This is a genomic window from Agrobacterium sp. SORGH_AS_0440 (assembly GCF_031453135.1).
GTDB lineage: Bacteria > Pseudomonadota > Alphaproteobacteria > Rhizobiales > Rhizobiaceae > Agrobacterium > Agrobacterium pusense.
The window spans coordinates 463,500-477,829 of the sequence record NZ_JAVIYR010000002.1 but is presented as its reverse complement, the minus strand read 5'-3'; the positions used below and the strand labels follow the sequence as shown (position 1 = coordinate 477,829).

Annotated in this window: 18 protein-coding genes and 1 tRNA gene; 10 read left to right on the top strand and 9 right to left on the bottom strand. The window is 56.9% G+C overall.

The features are described from left to right. Positions 1 to 21: 21 nt before the first annotated feature. The 9 genes from QE453_RS11625 to QE453_RS11585 form a co-directional block, all read right to left on the bottom strand. Positions 22 to 645 carry a recombinase family protein gene (locus QE453_RS11625; protein WP_113555508.1) on the bottom strand — a complete coding sequence of 208 codons (624 nt, stop codon included), beginning with the start codon at positions 643 to 645 and terminating at the stop codon, positions 22 to 24. Positions 646 to 766: 121 nt separating this feature from the next. Continuing rightward, positions 767 to 1,129 (bottom strand): MarR family winged helix-turn-helix transcriptional regulator, encoded by a 363-nt coding sequence (locus QE453_RS11620; protein WP_309777109.1) that lies wholly within the window; start codon positions 1,127 to 1,129, stop codon positions 767 to 769. A 329-nt stretch (positions 1,130 to 1,458) separates the two neighbouring features. Beyond that, positions 1,459 to 1,887 carry a hypothetical protein gene (locus QE453_RS11615; protein WP_309777108.1) on the bottom strand — a complete coding sequence of 143 codons (429 nt, stop codon included), beginning with the start codon at positions 1,885 to 1,887 and terminating at the stop codon, positions 1,459 to 1,461. Positions 1,888 to 1,909: 22 nt separating this feature from the next. After that, complete coding sequence (locus tag QE453_RS11610) at positions 1,910 to 2,209, bottom strand: hypothetical protein (protein ID WP_309777107.1); 300 nt, start codon at positions 2,207 to 2,209, stop codon at positions 1,910 to 1,912. Between the two features lie 38 nt (positions 2,210 to 2,247). Beyond that, positions 2,248 to 2,847 (bottom strand): hypothetical protein, encoded by a 600-nt coding sequence (locus tag QE453_RS11605; RefSeq protein ID WP_309777106.1) that lies wholly within the window; start codon positions 2,845 to 2,847, stop codon positions 2,248 to 2,250. Between the two features lie 788 nt (positions 2,848 to 3,635). After that, the gene (locus tag QE453_RS11600; RefSeq protein WP_309777105.1) at positions 3,636 to 4,190 is read right to left on the bottom strand and encodes a Rha family transcriptional regulator; all 555 of its coding nucleotides are present in this window, start codon (positions 4,188 to 4,190) and stop codon (positions 3,636 to 3,638) included. A 77-nt stretch (positions 4,191 to 4,267) separates the two neighbouring features. Beyond that, positions 4,268 to 4,717, bottom strand: a complete 450-nt coding sequence (locus QE453_RS11595) for a hypothetical protein (RefSeq protein ID WP_309777104.1) — start codon at positions 4,715 to 4,717, stop codon at positions 4,268 to 4,270. A 768-nt stretch (positions 4,718 to 5,485) separates the two neighbouring features. Then, a complete protein-coding gene (locus tag QE453_RS11590) occupies positions 5,486 to 7,186 on the bottom strand; it encodes a site-specific integrase (protein WP_309777103.1) in 1,701 nt (566 codons plus the stop codon). Positions 7,187 to 7,271: 85 nt separating this feature from the next. Next, positions 7,272 to 7,346 (bottom strand) — tRNA-Thr (locus QE453_RS11585). A 155-nt stretch (positions 7,347 to 7,501) separates the two neighbouring features. Between QE453_RS11585 and QE453_RS11580 the strand changes: the two genes are divergently transcribed. The 10 genes from QE453_RS11580 (at position 7,502) to QE453_RS11535 (ending at position 14,330) form a co-directional block, all read left to right on the top strand. Further along, on the top strand, positions 7,502 to 7,768 hold the full coding sequence (locus tag QE453_RS11580; RefSeq protein ID WP_045532828.1) for a hypothetical protein: 267 nt from the start codon (positions 7,502 to 7,504) through the stop codon (positions 7,766 to 7,768). Between the two features lie 102 nt (positions 7,769 to 7,870). Further along, on the top strand, positions 7,871 to 9,163 hold the full coding sequence (gene murA, locus QE453_RS11575) for a UDP-N-acetylglucosamine 1-carboxyvinyltransferase (protein ID WP_004439925.1): 1,293 nt from the start codon (positions 7,871 to 7,873) through the stop codon (positions 9,161 to 9,163). A 114-nt stretch (positions 9,164 to 9,277) separates the two neighbouring features. Beyond that, positions 9,278 to 9,718 carry a DUF2948 family protein gene (locus QE453_RS11570; RefSeq protein ID WP_004439923.1) on the top strand — a complete coding sequence of 147 codons (441 nt, stop codon included), beginning with the start codon at positions 9,278 to 9,280 and terminating at the stop codon, positions 9,716 to 9,718. Between the two features lie 120 nt (positions 9,719 to 9,838). Beyond that, positions 9,839 to 11,137 carry a histidinol dehydrogenase gene (gene hisD, locus QE453_RS11565; protein WP_004439919.1) on the top strand — a complete coding sequence of 433 codons (1,299 nt, stop codon included), beginning with the start codon at positions 9,839 to 9,841 and terminating at the stop codon, positions 11,135 to 11,137. Between the two features lie 3 nt (positions 11,138 to 11,140). Next, positions 11,141 to 11,614, top strand: a complete 474-nt coding sequence (locus QE453_RS11560) for a UPF0262 family protein (protein WP_004439916.1) — start codon at positions 11,141 to 11,143, stop codon at positions 11,612 to 11,614. Between the two features lie 2 nt (positions 11,615 to 11,616). Then, positions 11,617 to 12,105: a low molecular weight phosphatase family protein gene (locus QE453_RS11555; protein ID WP_077986634.1), complete on the top strand. Its 489-nt coding sequence runs from the start codon at positions 11,617 to 11,619 to the stop codon at positions 12,103 to 12,105. 144 nt (positions 12,106 to 12,249) lie between these two features. Continuing rightward, positions 12,250 to 12,468 carry a translation initiation factor IF-1 gene (gene infA, locus QE453_RS11550; RefSeq protein WP_003503453.1) on the top strand — a complete coding sequence of 73 codons (219 nt, stop codon included), beginning with the start codon at positions 12,250 to 12,252 and terminating at the stop codon, positions 12,466 to 12,468. A 31-nt stretch (positions 12,469 to 12,499) separates the two neighbouring features. Then, complete coding sequence (locus tag QE453_RS11545; RefSeq protein WP_004439909.1) at positions 12,500 to 13,123, top strand: Maf-like protein; 624 nt, start codon at positions 12,500 to 12,502, stop codon at positions 13,121 to 13,123. Between the two features lie 3 nt (positions 13,124 to 13,126). Beyond that, positions 13,127 to 13,354 carry a DNA gyrase inhibitor YacG gene (gene yacG / locus QE453_RS11540; protein WP_004439907.1) on the top strand — a complete coding sequence of 76 codons (228 nt, stop codon included), beginning with the start codon at positions 13,127 to 13,129 and terminating at the stop codon, positions 13,352 to 13,354. Positions 13,355 to 13,493: 139 nt separating this feature from the next. Beyond that, complete coding sequence (locus QE453_RS11535; protein WP_184285764.1) at positions 13,494 to 14,330, top strand: DUF6030 family protein; 837 nt, start codon at positions 13,494 to 13,496, stop codon at positions 14,328 to 14,330.

The window sequence follows — 14,330 nt, the reverse complement described above, 5'->3', positions numbered from 1 at the left end:
ACTTGGAAGCAAGCGCGAAAATCACGCAACAGACGGTGACGATTTTTTTGCAAGCCGGGACAGTGTAGACCGGGAACATCCGGTAGCTGCTACGATACTATTCCAACTCATGCCGCTATCCAGCATCTTCCGAATCGCAGCATTGCGTTCGGTGTCTTCCGGCCTGCCTCTGTAGAGACCATCTTCCTTCGCTTTGGCGATACCCTGAGCCTGCCGCCGTCTACGGTCTTCGTAGTCTTTGCGGGCGATAGCAGCCAGCATGTCCAGCATCATTCCATTGATGGCGTCAAGCATACGGCTTTGAATGTCGTCTTTGTTTCCATCGGCAAGCATCCATGAGGTGGGTAAGTCGAGCGCCACGACCCTCACGCGGCGAGTCCGTATCTCAGTCTTCAGTCTTTCCCAGTCCTCGGCGTTCAAGCGGCTCAAGCGGTCAACCTGTTCCACCAGCAACACGTCACCGGCATGACAATCACCTAGCAACCGGAATAGCTCGGGACGCTTAAGCGATGCCCCACTTTCATTCTCCAGATAGGTCGCAGCGATCTTAAGCCCGCGCTCCTCAACGAACCGAAGCAAATCGTCCTTTGCGCGGCTGGCGTCTTGGTCCTTGGTGCTGGCTCGAAGGTATGCGCGGATATGCATGAAAACCACCTAAGTTCGTTTTAAGTGGTTCCCTTATTATCGGTTCGTTTTGAATTGTCAATCAGACTTATCGAACCAGCGAATATCAGGTTCTCATGAGGTGTACTCAAATGACACCACCTCAAACCCTGACCTCGATATCGCCTCTGCGCCAGACACTAAGGAGGCGCTCAAGAAAGGTTCGCCCCTTCCCGGTTAACTGAAGGACCGTAATACGGGCATCATGTGGTGCTGGCCGTTGCTCCACCAGATCAAGACCGGGAGCACCGTGCCGATTGATAGCTGTCAGGGCTACGATGTTGCGGGACATGCCCGACTGACTAATATCCATGAAGCGCAATAGCTCGCCCTGCGATATCCCCGGCTTCATTGCAATGAGGAGGAAGACAGATGCCATTTGCATGGGCATTTCTGGGTGTATTTCTCGGAACGTCTCAATCAACTGAAAGACGTTGAAGGCGTCTGCTTTATCAGCCACTTCCATCTGGCACGTAATCTCCTCATTTGAATTTGTCATTAGAATGCAAGGATTTATGGGACGGTCAAGAGTCGTCTCGTCTGTGTGGAAGCTCCGGGGGCCGAGGGGGGAATGCCGGGTGCCTTATATCTGATTTGGGGTCTCAGATTTTTTCACTAAACATTCCACCTCCCGCATTACCATGCCGAAAAACTCGACGAGACATGGCAACGGGGAGGAGTTGAACTGCTTTCTGAAGCGGTGGGGCCATTCAAGCGGCGTTCCCGGTCGGGATGCATGAGAACACCGGAAAACTGAAAACGCCGGTAGAGGGCCTTTACCGCACCACAAAGCTACTACTTATTGGCCCATGCGCGGGACCGCATCGGCTTAGGCCATTCATAGGGCTTTGCCTGCCGCTGTCCGATGGCCGTTGAATAGCCCTTCGAGCGTTTCTTTTCCGGGCTATCGCTGGTTGCCTGCGCTTCCTTCGCGGCTTCCCGCTTGGCGGAAATCACCAATGAAGGAATGCGCGAGCTGGATGAAGACTCGGCAGCCTGCCGGAACATCGTAGCCGTAGCCGTCGATGTGGGCTTTGAGGTCGATAGCTCTGCGCCGGAAGCGGTCTCATTTGACGGTCGAGGCGCGGGTGTCGGAACGGAGTAAGTCTTCTTGGTCTTCTCCATCTCTTCCTTGGTTTTCGTGTGGTAGGACTTTCCCTGCCACTTGAATGTTGTCTTCCCGGCAGTGCGGGCAGCTTTGAAGGCGTCTCCGAAAGAGGTCATAAATTTCCTGTCGATTGATTGTTTAGGCTGCCAAACGCTTCACTGCCGAAGCTGCCAGCCGCTCGTGATCACCCTGGGTAATTAGCGACACGGGGCCGATGATCTCGCCTAGATTGTCAACGCGGCTTTCAATGAAATCGATGCCTTCAGCGATAAGTGCGGTGCGGAAGTCTCCGCCAGAGTCAGCATCAAGACCGTACAAGGGGCAGATATCCAGAGCCAGATAATAAGCTCTTCCTCCAAGGTCGATCATTCGCCATTTCAGCGGCGGCTCTTCATCATGAGAATCAATCGTCAGAGTTTTAATGCGGGGATAAGTCATCTGTTATCTCTTGGTTGTGATGGTGTAACGAGAGGTAATCAACCGACACGCCAAAGCGGACGGCTCAGAAACTTGCTGAAGGACGACTCTGGGAGACGTGGAAGGTCACGGTTATTGCGCTGCGATTCAGCAGCCGCATTGCGCCAATCCAGCCCCGCACCTGCGATCCTCAAGCCTGCGTCCCAGAAGGACGGCTTAGCGGCACGCTGAACCGAGTTGATGCGGTCCTCAGTGTTGGCGCGGATGCCCTTCATTTCGTTGTTGAGCTGCGTCATGCTCCATTCGGTATTCTGGTCGATGCGGTCGTTGGCCTCAGCGGCTCGGCCGTCAAACTCCCTCAGGAGGGCATCGACCGACAGGCCGGTAACGCCCGCCTCACCGGCTGCTACTGACGCTGTTGCTTTGGCTGCCCTCGCCTCGCGGGTGTTGTCGATCTTCTCGGCGGCTGCTGCCTCCTGTTCCTGCAACATGCGCTGTTGCGTCTGGAACATCTGATCACGGGCATTCTGGTTCGCCCTTGCCGCGTTCTCGCGGTAGAGCTGGTTCTGTTGCTCGGCGGCTGCGACTTGCCCTTGGTAACTGACGACCTGAGAGGCCGCGCCGATTGTGAAGCCGAGCATAGATAGCGGGTCGCACACTACGCGGCCTCCCGAGAAATCCCGCACCACTCGCGGTAGCGGGCAAACCGAGGTCCGTGCGCTTCTCCTTCGGCAACTGTGGTAGCCGCCGCTTTCACAAGGTCGCGAATGAGAAGGCGAGGATATGGCCGGTCACCATCCCAAACCTCAAGCGGGCCATTCAGACCGAGGGAGGCCAGATGACGGCAGGCCGCCCCTGTCGGGTTCAAGGTCGCCGGAATAATCGTGGCACCGTCATAAGAGACGGTATAAAATTGCCCCCGCATTCCACGTTTGCAGGGTCTGATGTTGATGCGGTGTGGACCGCCAGCGGGGGGAACTGGCACAGCTTCGCCGCCGCCTTTGTTAAGGTCGTTATCGTGCATGGATTTTCTCATGTATGGTGGAAGTCATTTTGTGGGTGGCGGAAACAGGAAAGCCCTCTCGTCAGCAGGGAAGCGACAAGAGGGCCTTAGGTCCACCACGACCACGAGAACAAAGACCAACTATTCGCCGGTCAACGCACTCTCAGATGTTGAGCGTCTAAAGAGACTGTGCGCGGATATTAAAGGAGACCTGAAGGTTATATAGAAAGGCCTCTGAGGTTTATTGGAGGTGGGTTGAAGGTGTCATTCCACCATCATCCATCATGAAGGAAATGTAGGGTCATCCTGATTTCATCAATCCCCCTCTACTCCCTTTCATTGGTCTTTCCGCCCTTCGGGCTTCTCCTTAAGGGTGGGGTAATTTCAGGTTGTACCTATAGGGAATGACAACCTTTTCGTAACGCATTGAGTGACCATTGCCCGTCACTTCGGTAGCGGTGACACGGCCTGTAGCTGAGGTCGTCTGCTCCTCAAGTTCCATCCAGCGATCGATAACGCGGGCGCTGCCTGCGGGGCTTGATTGCGAATTAGGTCAGCGATTGCCTGAACAAGAGGGGCAACGATCTTCTCTTGGGTGTCAGCCATGTACTTAGCCATCATGGTCGAAACTTCGGTGGCCGTCATTGGGGTAGCGGCCTGCTGGCTCCGTAGCTGCGCCTCCATGGCATTGAACTGCTCAATAAACGCGACCTTGAACTGTAGAGCCTTCTTGCCTGTGAAGCCCATGACGAGAAGAGCAAAGCCATCACGGGTCATCTCGAAGGCAGGTATCTTTCGTTCACCGAACCCCGTCTTCTGATTAACCGTGACCGGCGTAAACCATACTCCCGAAATTTCGGGACTAAGCTCGGCGGCAAGGATGCGAATGGTTTCGAGGACATGAGCGTGTGTCTTACCGAAGTGGGACGCAACGATGCGGCTGTGAGTGACTGCTTTGTTGTTCTTGATGGCGACGAGGCGCTTGGTTTCAGTTGTCATTGAAGTGTCCTGCTAAGCGCCCTCTCAGGGTGCGCGTTCATGATTTGCTTAAGGGTGGGGTAATCCCCCTTCAGGGATCACTGAAGCAGGCGTCGGCGTGTCGTGAGATACTTTCTCGGCCTAGCGGTCTGCCGGAGCTTCGACCGTATCGCATCAACGATAAGGGCCTCTCTGCCTTCCAGGACGCTCCCATCGAAAGGCGCAAGGCCGAGTCTCAGTGCCTCGACAACGGCCATCTGAGGCTGTGTCTCTCGGTAGTACTTCCGAAAGGTCACGACCACTAAGCGGTCAACCATTGCAGCCCTGCGGCCTGTCGAGAAATGGCAGATAGCCCGGGCCTGATCTTCGTTAAGATAATACGCATCGCCGTCCCTGTGCATGAGGCCACAATTCGCCAGAATGTTGCCGAGCAACTTCATGGTGCCGGTTCGAATGTTGATAGGGCGGCGCATGCCGAGGACAAAGGCTAGATCAAGATCGAGAATACGCGGCTCTCCCGCGATAATGTAAAGGGGGATTTCAGACATGGTGTATGTTCCCATGAACGGCAGGAAGAAGGCCCCGCGCATGGTCGCTAGCAGGGCCGAGGGAGGTGTAGCGCCCAGATTTGGGCCGAATGCTATCGCCGCTCGATAACCCAATGACGCCACCTCCCAGACGGCCACTGGTACCAGTCCTCCCGGCTCCACGCGAACTCATGGTTAGGCGTGAAGATGTAAATGGCACCGGGACGGTAGACGATTTCGATGGAAAGGCCGATTAGAGGTAGCTTGATTTTCATGTGATGGCGTCTCGAAAATGGAGTTGATTTGCGTCGTCCCGGCCAGAACAATGACGCTTAGACTCCAGCTAGATTCCGCCGTCAATAGGATAAAATCATTATTTTTCAATTGCTTAATTCACGCGTGAGTAGATTGACGGTAGGCGATTGAAAGAGTTCCGAAAATCGCTGTGACGCGTGGATAGGTTTTTTCTCCCTCACGATGAGGAGAAGGTGACGACCGGCGTCTTAGAAAGTCTTCCAGAAATCCGCCTGACATTCGCCAATTGCTTTCGCCGCCATTTAAGCTGAAGCGTAGGCGATATAACAGAGTACTTTGACTAAGCGCGAGACACTAATCATCGTGTCGGGCTACTCGGCCCGATCTCTGGCAGGGCTTACAACCAGTATCTTGCACAATAGAGCGCAGCCCTCTATCTTCCAAACACTCACGCCATAAGCTGTGAGGCCCCTTTGCTAGAGGGTTAGAAATAGGGTCACGGCGAGGCGCGCCGTGGCCTTTTTTGTTTGACGCTTAGCGTTTCATGAGGCCGGACAGATCAAGCCCCGCATAGCTCAGCTTTTGCATTTCATCATTGAGCAACTGCAATCCATACAAGCCGTTACCATATCGCCCCGCCATACCCTTCTCGGCATGACCTTGGAGGGCATTCATGAAATCGCTCGGAATGCGGCTGTTGCGGCAAGCATCCTCGAAGTTGTGCCGGAAGCTGTGAAACGAAATCTTGCCGTGCTTGATGTTGACAGCCCTCAGCGTGTTGCTGAACTTAGTTGAATAGGAAGTGGAATAAGTACCGTCAGTAGATTTCGGCAACTCAGGGAACAGGCGAGAAAAGCCCCGCTTCCGTTGCCGCTCTACGAATCTTAGGAAACCGAGGTCCACCAGCGTCTTATGAATTGGCACACGCCTGAAGGATGCTGCCGTCTTCAAGTTGAGGTCTTCGCCGTCATCGGTTACCTGAATGAAGGGTATACCGCCCTCAACGCGTATATCTTCAAGACGGAGCTGAATGATTTCCCCAGAACGGCAACCGCTAAACAGACCGACCAAGGGCACCCAGTAGATACCACTGTCAACCGGTAACAGGTCACCGGGAGTGTTGTGATACCGCAGGCTTTTACAGCCGACGAAGAGCGGAGAGCTGAATATCTTTTGCAGTTCTTCAATCGAGAACGGCAAACGCTCTTCCCGCGCCTTCCCGCTTATCTTTACATTCATGCCGTCGAAGGGATTGGCAGCTACGTCATCGTGATTGACTTTCGCCCAGTTCCAGAAAGCTCGCAGGAAGCCGAGAACCTTATTGGCGTTCTTGCTACTCATTGGAGCGATCCCCAGAGCTTCCGCTTGAGCCGCTGCCTCCTTGATTGGCAAACCGCCGATTGCCTTGTTCTTCGTCCAGTTGGGGGGCAGCTTGAGGAGAATGGTTTTGAACTGTCGAGCGTCAGCTTTGCGGTATTCGTTGGCTGGTCGATCCCCTGCAACGAGGGCAAAGCGCTCCGCCCACAAACGATTAGCCACTAACGTCGAGGTGGTCCATTCCCCACCAGCGCGGCCCTTTTCCTTCGCCCATTCGTCAATCAATGTCGAAAGAAGAGGCGTTGCATTGACGGGCTTTACAGCTTCCAACTGAGGAGTCTCAATCGGGTCACCGTTGTTTCGTTGACGGCGCAAACCTGCTGCCTTTATCGAGACACGTTGCAACTCACGAACAAGAAAGACCCAACTTGGAGAGGATGGCTCAAGCCGTAGATTAACAGTTGACCACGTCAGAACCTCCTCGGCCTCTCCAATCATAAACTCACTTAGATGCCCTCTCGCCCAGTCACCTCGGTTTATCGCCTCGATAGCTTCTAGCTGGTCGGCATCCTCATCGAAGTCTCGATCTTCAAACCCGCTCAAACGGATTTCCTCATCCTCCTCAAGCAGATGGATGAAATACACTTGGCCGATGTGCTTGATTTGCGCGTCTGTCAGTTCCGCCAAAGCAGGCTCTCGGTCGCGTGTAAGTTGGCGTCGATGCTCTTCGAAGCGCTCATCAACTTCCGCTGACGCCTTGCGCAGTTTTCGCAACGCATCCTGATAATCGCTTGTCTTGAGAGAAAAGGTTTCCTCCCGCTTCGGGTAGGTACCTTGAATGTCTTTCGGGATCGAACACCGGAAATGGTAGACGTTACCACGGCGCATCAAACGAGGAGGGAGGGGCATATCACTCATGGCTCCGCTGTAGCAGTGTGCTGTAGCGAACAAAACCCTAAGCCGTTGATTTTACGATATCCTATTGATTTCTTTAGGATATTAATGGTGCTGCTAGAGAGATTTGAACTCTCGGCCTCTCCCTTACCAAGGGAGTGCTCTACCCCTGAGCTATAGCAGCATCCGGTGCCGAAGCGATCGCTTCAGCATCAAGCGTGGCGGCCTATTGCCACAGGTTTTTGACGAGCGCAAGTCGCAAAACGATATTCTTCATCAAGCGGCGCAAAAAAGCGCCCCCCCTGTTGAAAACAGCATTTTTCAGATATTGCTGAATCTATGACCGAACATCACGACAAACAGGTGAAGACAGCGTTCTGCGGGGACTTTTCCGCGGGCGCATCCGACGCGGCGCCCAGCGGCAAGCCGCAGGCGGGGCCCGGCGAAAAGGCGCGCCAGCGCGAGGCGGAACGGAAGGCGCGTGCCGCGAAGAAACTTCGCGAAAATCTTTTGAAGCGCAAACAACAGGTTCGCGCGCGCCGTGCTGGCGACGCAGACGACACCATTGGCCTGCCTGCCGCAAAAACGGACGAATCATCCTCATAGAGAATTCACAGCATAAAATTGAAACGCCGCGGAAATTCGTCTAAGGACGCGCCTTTCCGCAAGGCACGATAAAGAAAGGCGGGCACAGGCCCGTAGGGACGCATGGATCGCATCAGAATTACGGGTGGCAACAAGCTCAACGGCATCATCCCCATCTCCGGCGCCAAAAACGCCGCCTTGCCGCTGATGATCGCATCGCTGCTGACCAGCGATACGCTGACGCTCGAAAACGTGCCGCATCTGGCTGACGTGGAGCAGCTGATCCGTATCCTCGGCAATCATGGCGTGGATATTTCCGTGAACGGCCGCCGCGAAAGCCAGGGCGAAGCTTATTCCCGTACCGTGCATTTCACCTGCCGCACCATTGTCGATACCACCGCTCCGTACGAGCTGGTCTCCAAGATGCGTGCAAGCTTCTGGGTCATCGGCCCGCTTCTGGCGCGTGAGGGCCGCGCCCGCGTCTCCCTGCCTGGCGGCTGCGCCATCGGCACGCGTCCCGTTGACCTGTTCATCGAGGGCCTGCAGGCGCTCGGCGCGACGATGGAGATCGATGGCGGCTACATCAATGCCTCGGCCCCCAAGGGCGGCCTCATCGGCGCGGTCTATACCTTCCCCAAAGTTTCGGTTGGCGCGACGCATGTGATGCTGATGGCTGCAAGCCTTGCCCGCGGCACAACCGTCATCCACAACGCCGCCCGCGAGCCCGAGGTTGTCGATCTGGCGCACTGCCTGATCGCAATGGGCGCGAAGATCGAAGGCGCCGGCACCTCCACCATCACCATCGAAGGCGTCACCTCGCTTTCCGGCGCGCGCCACCGGGTTTTGCCCGATCGTATTGAAACCGGCACCTATGCCATGGCAGTGGCCATGACCGGCGGTGATGTGGTGCTGGAAGGCACGCGCGCATCGCTGCTCGACAATGCACTTGATACGCTCAGGCTCGCGGGCGCCACGATCAGCGAGACGGAAACCGGCCTGCGCGTGGTGCGCAACGGCAATGGCATTCAGCCGGTCGATGTCGTCACTGAACCGTTCCCGGGCTTCCCGACAGACCTGCAGGCGCAGTTCATGGCGCTGATGACCCGTTCCCAGGGCGTTTCCCACATTACCGAAACGATCTTCGAAAACCGCTTCATGCATGTGCAGGAGCTTGCCCGGCTCGGTGCGAAGATTTCGCTTTCCGGTCAGATGGCCCGCATCGAAGGCGTTTCCCGCCTCAAGGGTGCGCCTGTGATGGCGACCGATCTGCGCGCTTCCGTGTCGCTGGTCATTGCCGGCCTCGTGGCCGAGGGCGAGACCATGGTGTCGCGCGTCTATCATCTAGACCGCGGCTTCGAACGCCTCGAGGAAAAGCTCACCCGCTGCGGCGCGTTGGTCGAGCGCGTCAGCGATTGATCCATTCATCGCCGCTCATCCGTTTTCTACCCGTTGCACAGCGGGCCGGGACTGCCTATTTCCATTGTAAGTCATGGAAATAGCGGTCCGCACCGCACAAGAAGGAAGAAAAAGATGAGCGGCCTGAAATTGCTCGCGCTGGATACTGAAGATCTCTCCGTCATCTCGACCCATATGCAGGACAGTGTCTTCAAGCTGAAGGATGTTGCCTTCGAGCCGAAACACGGCCAGTTCACCTTTTCCGCCAACCGTTTCGTCTGGGAAAGCGCCGATAAAAAGCACCTGCCACCGGAACGCTGCCGCACAGTTGTTTTCCTGAAGCGTGTCTCCGCCGTTCGTTCGCAGTCCATCAACCTGGCCGACAGGGAGCAGGTTCTTTCGCTTCTGGCGATACGTTTCACACCGAATGGCGAAGGCCCGGATGGCCTTGTGGAACTGGCCCTTTCCGGCGGCGGTACCATCGCGCTTGATGTCGAATGCATCGAGGCGCAGTTGACTGATGTGAGCGGTGCGTGGGAAACCGCCACCAAACCGCATCATCCCGACAGCGAATAAGCTTTCCGGACTGTCGGGACGGTTGCCTTTCCGTCCCGTTTCGATTTATGCCACATACCAGAGCCGCAATCGTTCTGCGGTAAGTCGTGCACCCCGCGGGGACAATGAAAGGGTAATGGCGTGGCAATCTGGCTGGAGCAGGCATCGGCTGATTTCGAACAGAAATTCGCTGCCTTCCTGACAACCAAGAGAGAAGTTTCCGAAGACGTCAATGCGACCGTTCGCGACATCATCAATGATGTCCGACATCGCGGCGATGCGGCCCTAGCCCATTACTCCCGGAAATTCGACGGCATCGATTTTGCCGCGGTGCCGATGCGGGTAACGACTGATGAAATCGATGCGGCGATTGCCGCCGTCGACACGAGCGTGATCGAAGCGCTTGAACTCGCAGCCCGGCGTATCGAAAAACACCATGCGCGACAGATGCCGAAGGACGATATTTACGAAGACGATATCGGCGTCGGCCTCGGCTCGCGCTGGACCGCAATCGAGGCCGTGGGCCTTTATGTGCCAGGCGGCACGGCCAGCTATCCAAGCTCAGTGCTGATGAATGCCGTGCCCGCCAAGGTTGCCGGTGTGGAGCGCATCGTCATGGTCGTGCCCGCGAATGGCGGCGCGGTCAATCCGGCCGTTCTGGCTGCCGCGCGTATTGCGGGCGTCGAGGAAATCTATCGCATCGGTGGCGCGCAGGCCGTGGCGGCACTGGCTTATGGCACTGAAACCATCGCGCCGGTCGCCAAGATCGTCGGCCCGGGCAATGCTTATGTGGCGGCCGCCAAGCGTCAGGTCTTCGGCACTGTCGGCATCGACATGATCGCCGGCCCTTCCGAAGTGCTTGTCATCGCCGACAGGGATAACGACCCCGACTGGCTTGCTGCCGATCTTCTGGCGCAGGCGGAGCATGATCGTGGTGCACAATCCATCCTGATCACCGATGATGCCGAGCTCGGCAAGGCGGTGGAAGCAGCCGTCGAGCGGCAGCTGAAGCGTCTCTCGCGTTCCGAAACAGCAGCGGCGAGCTGGGCGGATTTCGGCGCGATCATTCTGGTCGAAAAGCTCACCGATGCCATTCCGTTGGCCAATCGGATCGCCGCCGAACACCTGGAACTTGCCATCGATGACCCGGATGCGCTAATGGCCCACATCCGCAATGCCGGGGCGATTTTTGTCGGGCGCCACACCCCCGAAGTGATCGGCGATTATGTGGGCGGTTCCAACCATGTTCTGCCGACGGCGCGCTCGGCCCGTTTTTCCTCAGGCCTTTCGGTGCTGGATTTCGTCAAGCGCACGTCCATCCTGCGCCTTGGTCCGGAGCAGCTGCGCCAGCTTGCGCCGGCAGCCATCACCCTTGCCCGTTCCGAGGGGCTGGACGCGCATGCGCGCTCCGTCTCCATCCGCCTCAACCCGGAAAGTTAAACGATGGCGTCAGGCGACTTCCGGCTCTGCGACGTGGTACTGGACGACAGCATCGGCCGGTCCACGCCCGACGTGGAGCATGAACGCGCCGTCGCTATTTTCGACCTGATCGAAGAAAATACCTTTGAGCCTGCCGGACATGACGGCGGGCCGTACCGGCTTTATATATCGCTCGTCGATTCCAAACTGGTTTTCTCCATCAAGACCGAGGACGACAGGGATGTCTCCACCCATATCCTGTCGCTGACGCCGTTCCGTCGCATCATCAAGGATTATTTCCTGATCTGCGAAAGCTATTACGAGGCGATCCGCTCTTCCACGCCGAGCCAGATCGAGGCGATCGACATGGGCCGGCGCGGCATCCACAATGACGGGTCGCAGACGCTGATGGACCGGCTGTCCGGCAAGATAAAGGTGGATTTCGACACGGCGCGCCGGCTCTTCACCCTTGTCTGTGTGCTTTATTGGCGGGGTTAGAGATGAGCGATCCTGCCGCAGCGCCAAACGAGGGACGAGCGCCGAAATCGGTCCTGTTCATGTGCGGCATGAATTCCATCCGCTCCCCCATGGCCGAGGTGATCGCCAAACGATTGGTCGCGCCCGGCATCTACATCCAGTCGGCAGGTGTGCGGGCTGGCGAGCGCGATCCCTTCGTGGATGCGGTGCTGGAGGAGCAGGGTTTTTCGCTCGGCAAGCACAAACCGCGTACTCTGGAAGAGATCGAGGATGATTTTTTCGATCTGATCATTACATTAACACCAGAAGCTCATCACGCCGCACTGGAACTGACGCGCTCGAACTCTCTCGATGTGGTCTATTGGCCCACCATGGATCCGACGGTGGTTACTGGCACGCGGGAGCAAATACTCGACGCCTATCGTGAGGTGCGGGACCATCTTGCAAAACTGATTGCCGAACGCCTGCCGAAGCGGCAACAGCCGGTGGCGGATACGCTTTCAAAAGACTGAAAACTGCCTCGGCCTGTTAAAATCGATCGCGATTTTCAAGCCGATGCTTTAGAGGTTCACAAATGTGCCGGGATTGTGTAGTTTCCGCGCAATTTTCCCGGACAGGACACGGTCCGGCACTATCAACAGGAAGAAAACCCTTACATGACAAAAGAAGAAGTCCTTGAATTCCCGGGCATCGTAACCGAATTGCTGCCGAACGCAACATTCCGCGTGAAGCTTGAGAACGACCATGAAATCATCGCCCATACGGCGGGCCGCATGCGTAAGAACCGCATCCGCGTTCTCGCAGGCGACAAGGTTCTGGTCGAAATGACGCCTTACGACCTGACCAAGGGCCGCATCACCTATCGCTTCAAATAATCCGTTTCCGCATCCTACGCCCGGCAGCGCAATGACGAATTCAAAACAAAAGCTCGTTCTGGCTTCTGGATCGCCGCGGCGTCTGGAGCTGCTGCATCAGATCGGCATCGAGCCGGCTCGCCTGATGCCGATGGATATTGACGAGACGCCCGTCAAGCTCGAGCATCCGCGAACGCTCTGCCGCCGTCTTTCCTTGCAGAAAGCGGAAGCGGCGCAGGCGGCGCTGAAAAACGAGCAGGCCTGGAAGGACGCCTATGTTCTGGGGTCCGACACGGTCGTTGCTGTCGGTCGACGTATCGTGGGCAAGGCCGAATATACGGAAGAGGCTTCAGCGGCCCTGCATCTTCTTTCCGGGCGCAGCCATTGGGTCTATACCGGCATCTGCCTCGTAACCCCGGGCGGCAAGATCCGGCAGAAAGTGGCGGAGACCAAGGTACGCTTCAAACGCCTGTCGACCCGTGAGATCGATGCCTATATCGCGTCCGGGCAATGGCGCGGCAAAGCGGGCGCTTATGGTATTCAGGGCATCGCCGGCGCGTTTGTGCAGAAATTGACGGGCTCTTACACCAATGTCGTCGGTCTGCCGCTCTATGAGACCATGTCGCTTCTTGCCGGTGAAGGGTTCGAGGTGACGTCTGGCTGGCTGGAGGGATAGGCTGTGGCAAAATCCTCCACCGAAGGCGCTGGAAACGTTACGCCGCTCCGCAAATCCCAACCGTGCCCGGAATGCGGCCGACCATCGACACGGGAAGACTACCCGTTCTGCTCGGATCGCTGCCGCTCGCTCGATCTCGCCCGCTGGCTGAACGGTTCCTACGCCATTCCCGTAGCGGATGATGAGAGCAGCGCCGGCGGACGGGATGGTGACAAGAATTCCTCCGACTGAGGACATCCGCCGGACATTCCGGCGGAACCAGATATTTTAGAACTTTTACTCGCAATTGATATTCGCCGGACCGCCAATGGTCCGATAATTCGCTCCAAACCGGCTGATGCCTATAACAGACAGCCAACAAGGTCCCATGATGGACGCAGGCCCGCAAAAGAGAGTCAGTCTCCGCGCGCTGCTTGTTGCGGTGCTCGTCGTCTGTTCCGCCATATCGGCAACGGTTCTGCTCGCCAATGACAAAAAGCATCTCAGAAGCCTGCTCACCTATCTCAATCTGGCGCCCGCTCCTCTTTCCGCCGTACCATCTGCCAGGGCAAAACCCGTCAAACGGCAGAAGCCTGCCGCGAGAACCATTTATCTGCCACCTCACCTGCTGAAATTCGAGCGCAATGGCGCCAGAGCGTCTTTCGCCCGCGGTTTCATCATCTCCGGTAAAGACCTTTGCGACCGGTTCACGGCCAAAGGCTTCTCCAGCCCGCAAGGCTGGCACCCTAGCCCGGTGAATAACCGCAGCTTCGAATGTATGGCTGATCTGGGCGAGGCAACGATGGCTGACCCGGCTGGCGCGGGATCGCTTTTCCTGGAAATCCGCGGTGAGGTTTCCGGGGAAATCCGGTCCGTCAGGCTGAAGGCAGTTGCGCCGCAGACATCCGCCGGACGCGCTATCAACGCGAAGCTTGCGGCAGCACTTGCCATGATTATCGAGCAGACCCGTTGGAGAGATATTGGCTCGATGCTTGAACCGGCGCAGAAGATGCAACCGTATCAGGCGCGACACTTCGGCATTTCGGCTTCCGTGAAGCCGGAACCCACCGCGCCGCACCGCGTGAATGTGATTTTGCTCGCGACCGAAACTTCGGCCGGACTGAAGCTGACACGCAGCTTCTTCGATCGTGATCGATGGCTTCGCCCCGCCAGCGCGTCAGACCGCCCGACTGACTATCGTTCAGTCAAGAAAAACAGGGCAAGGTGA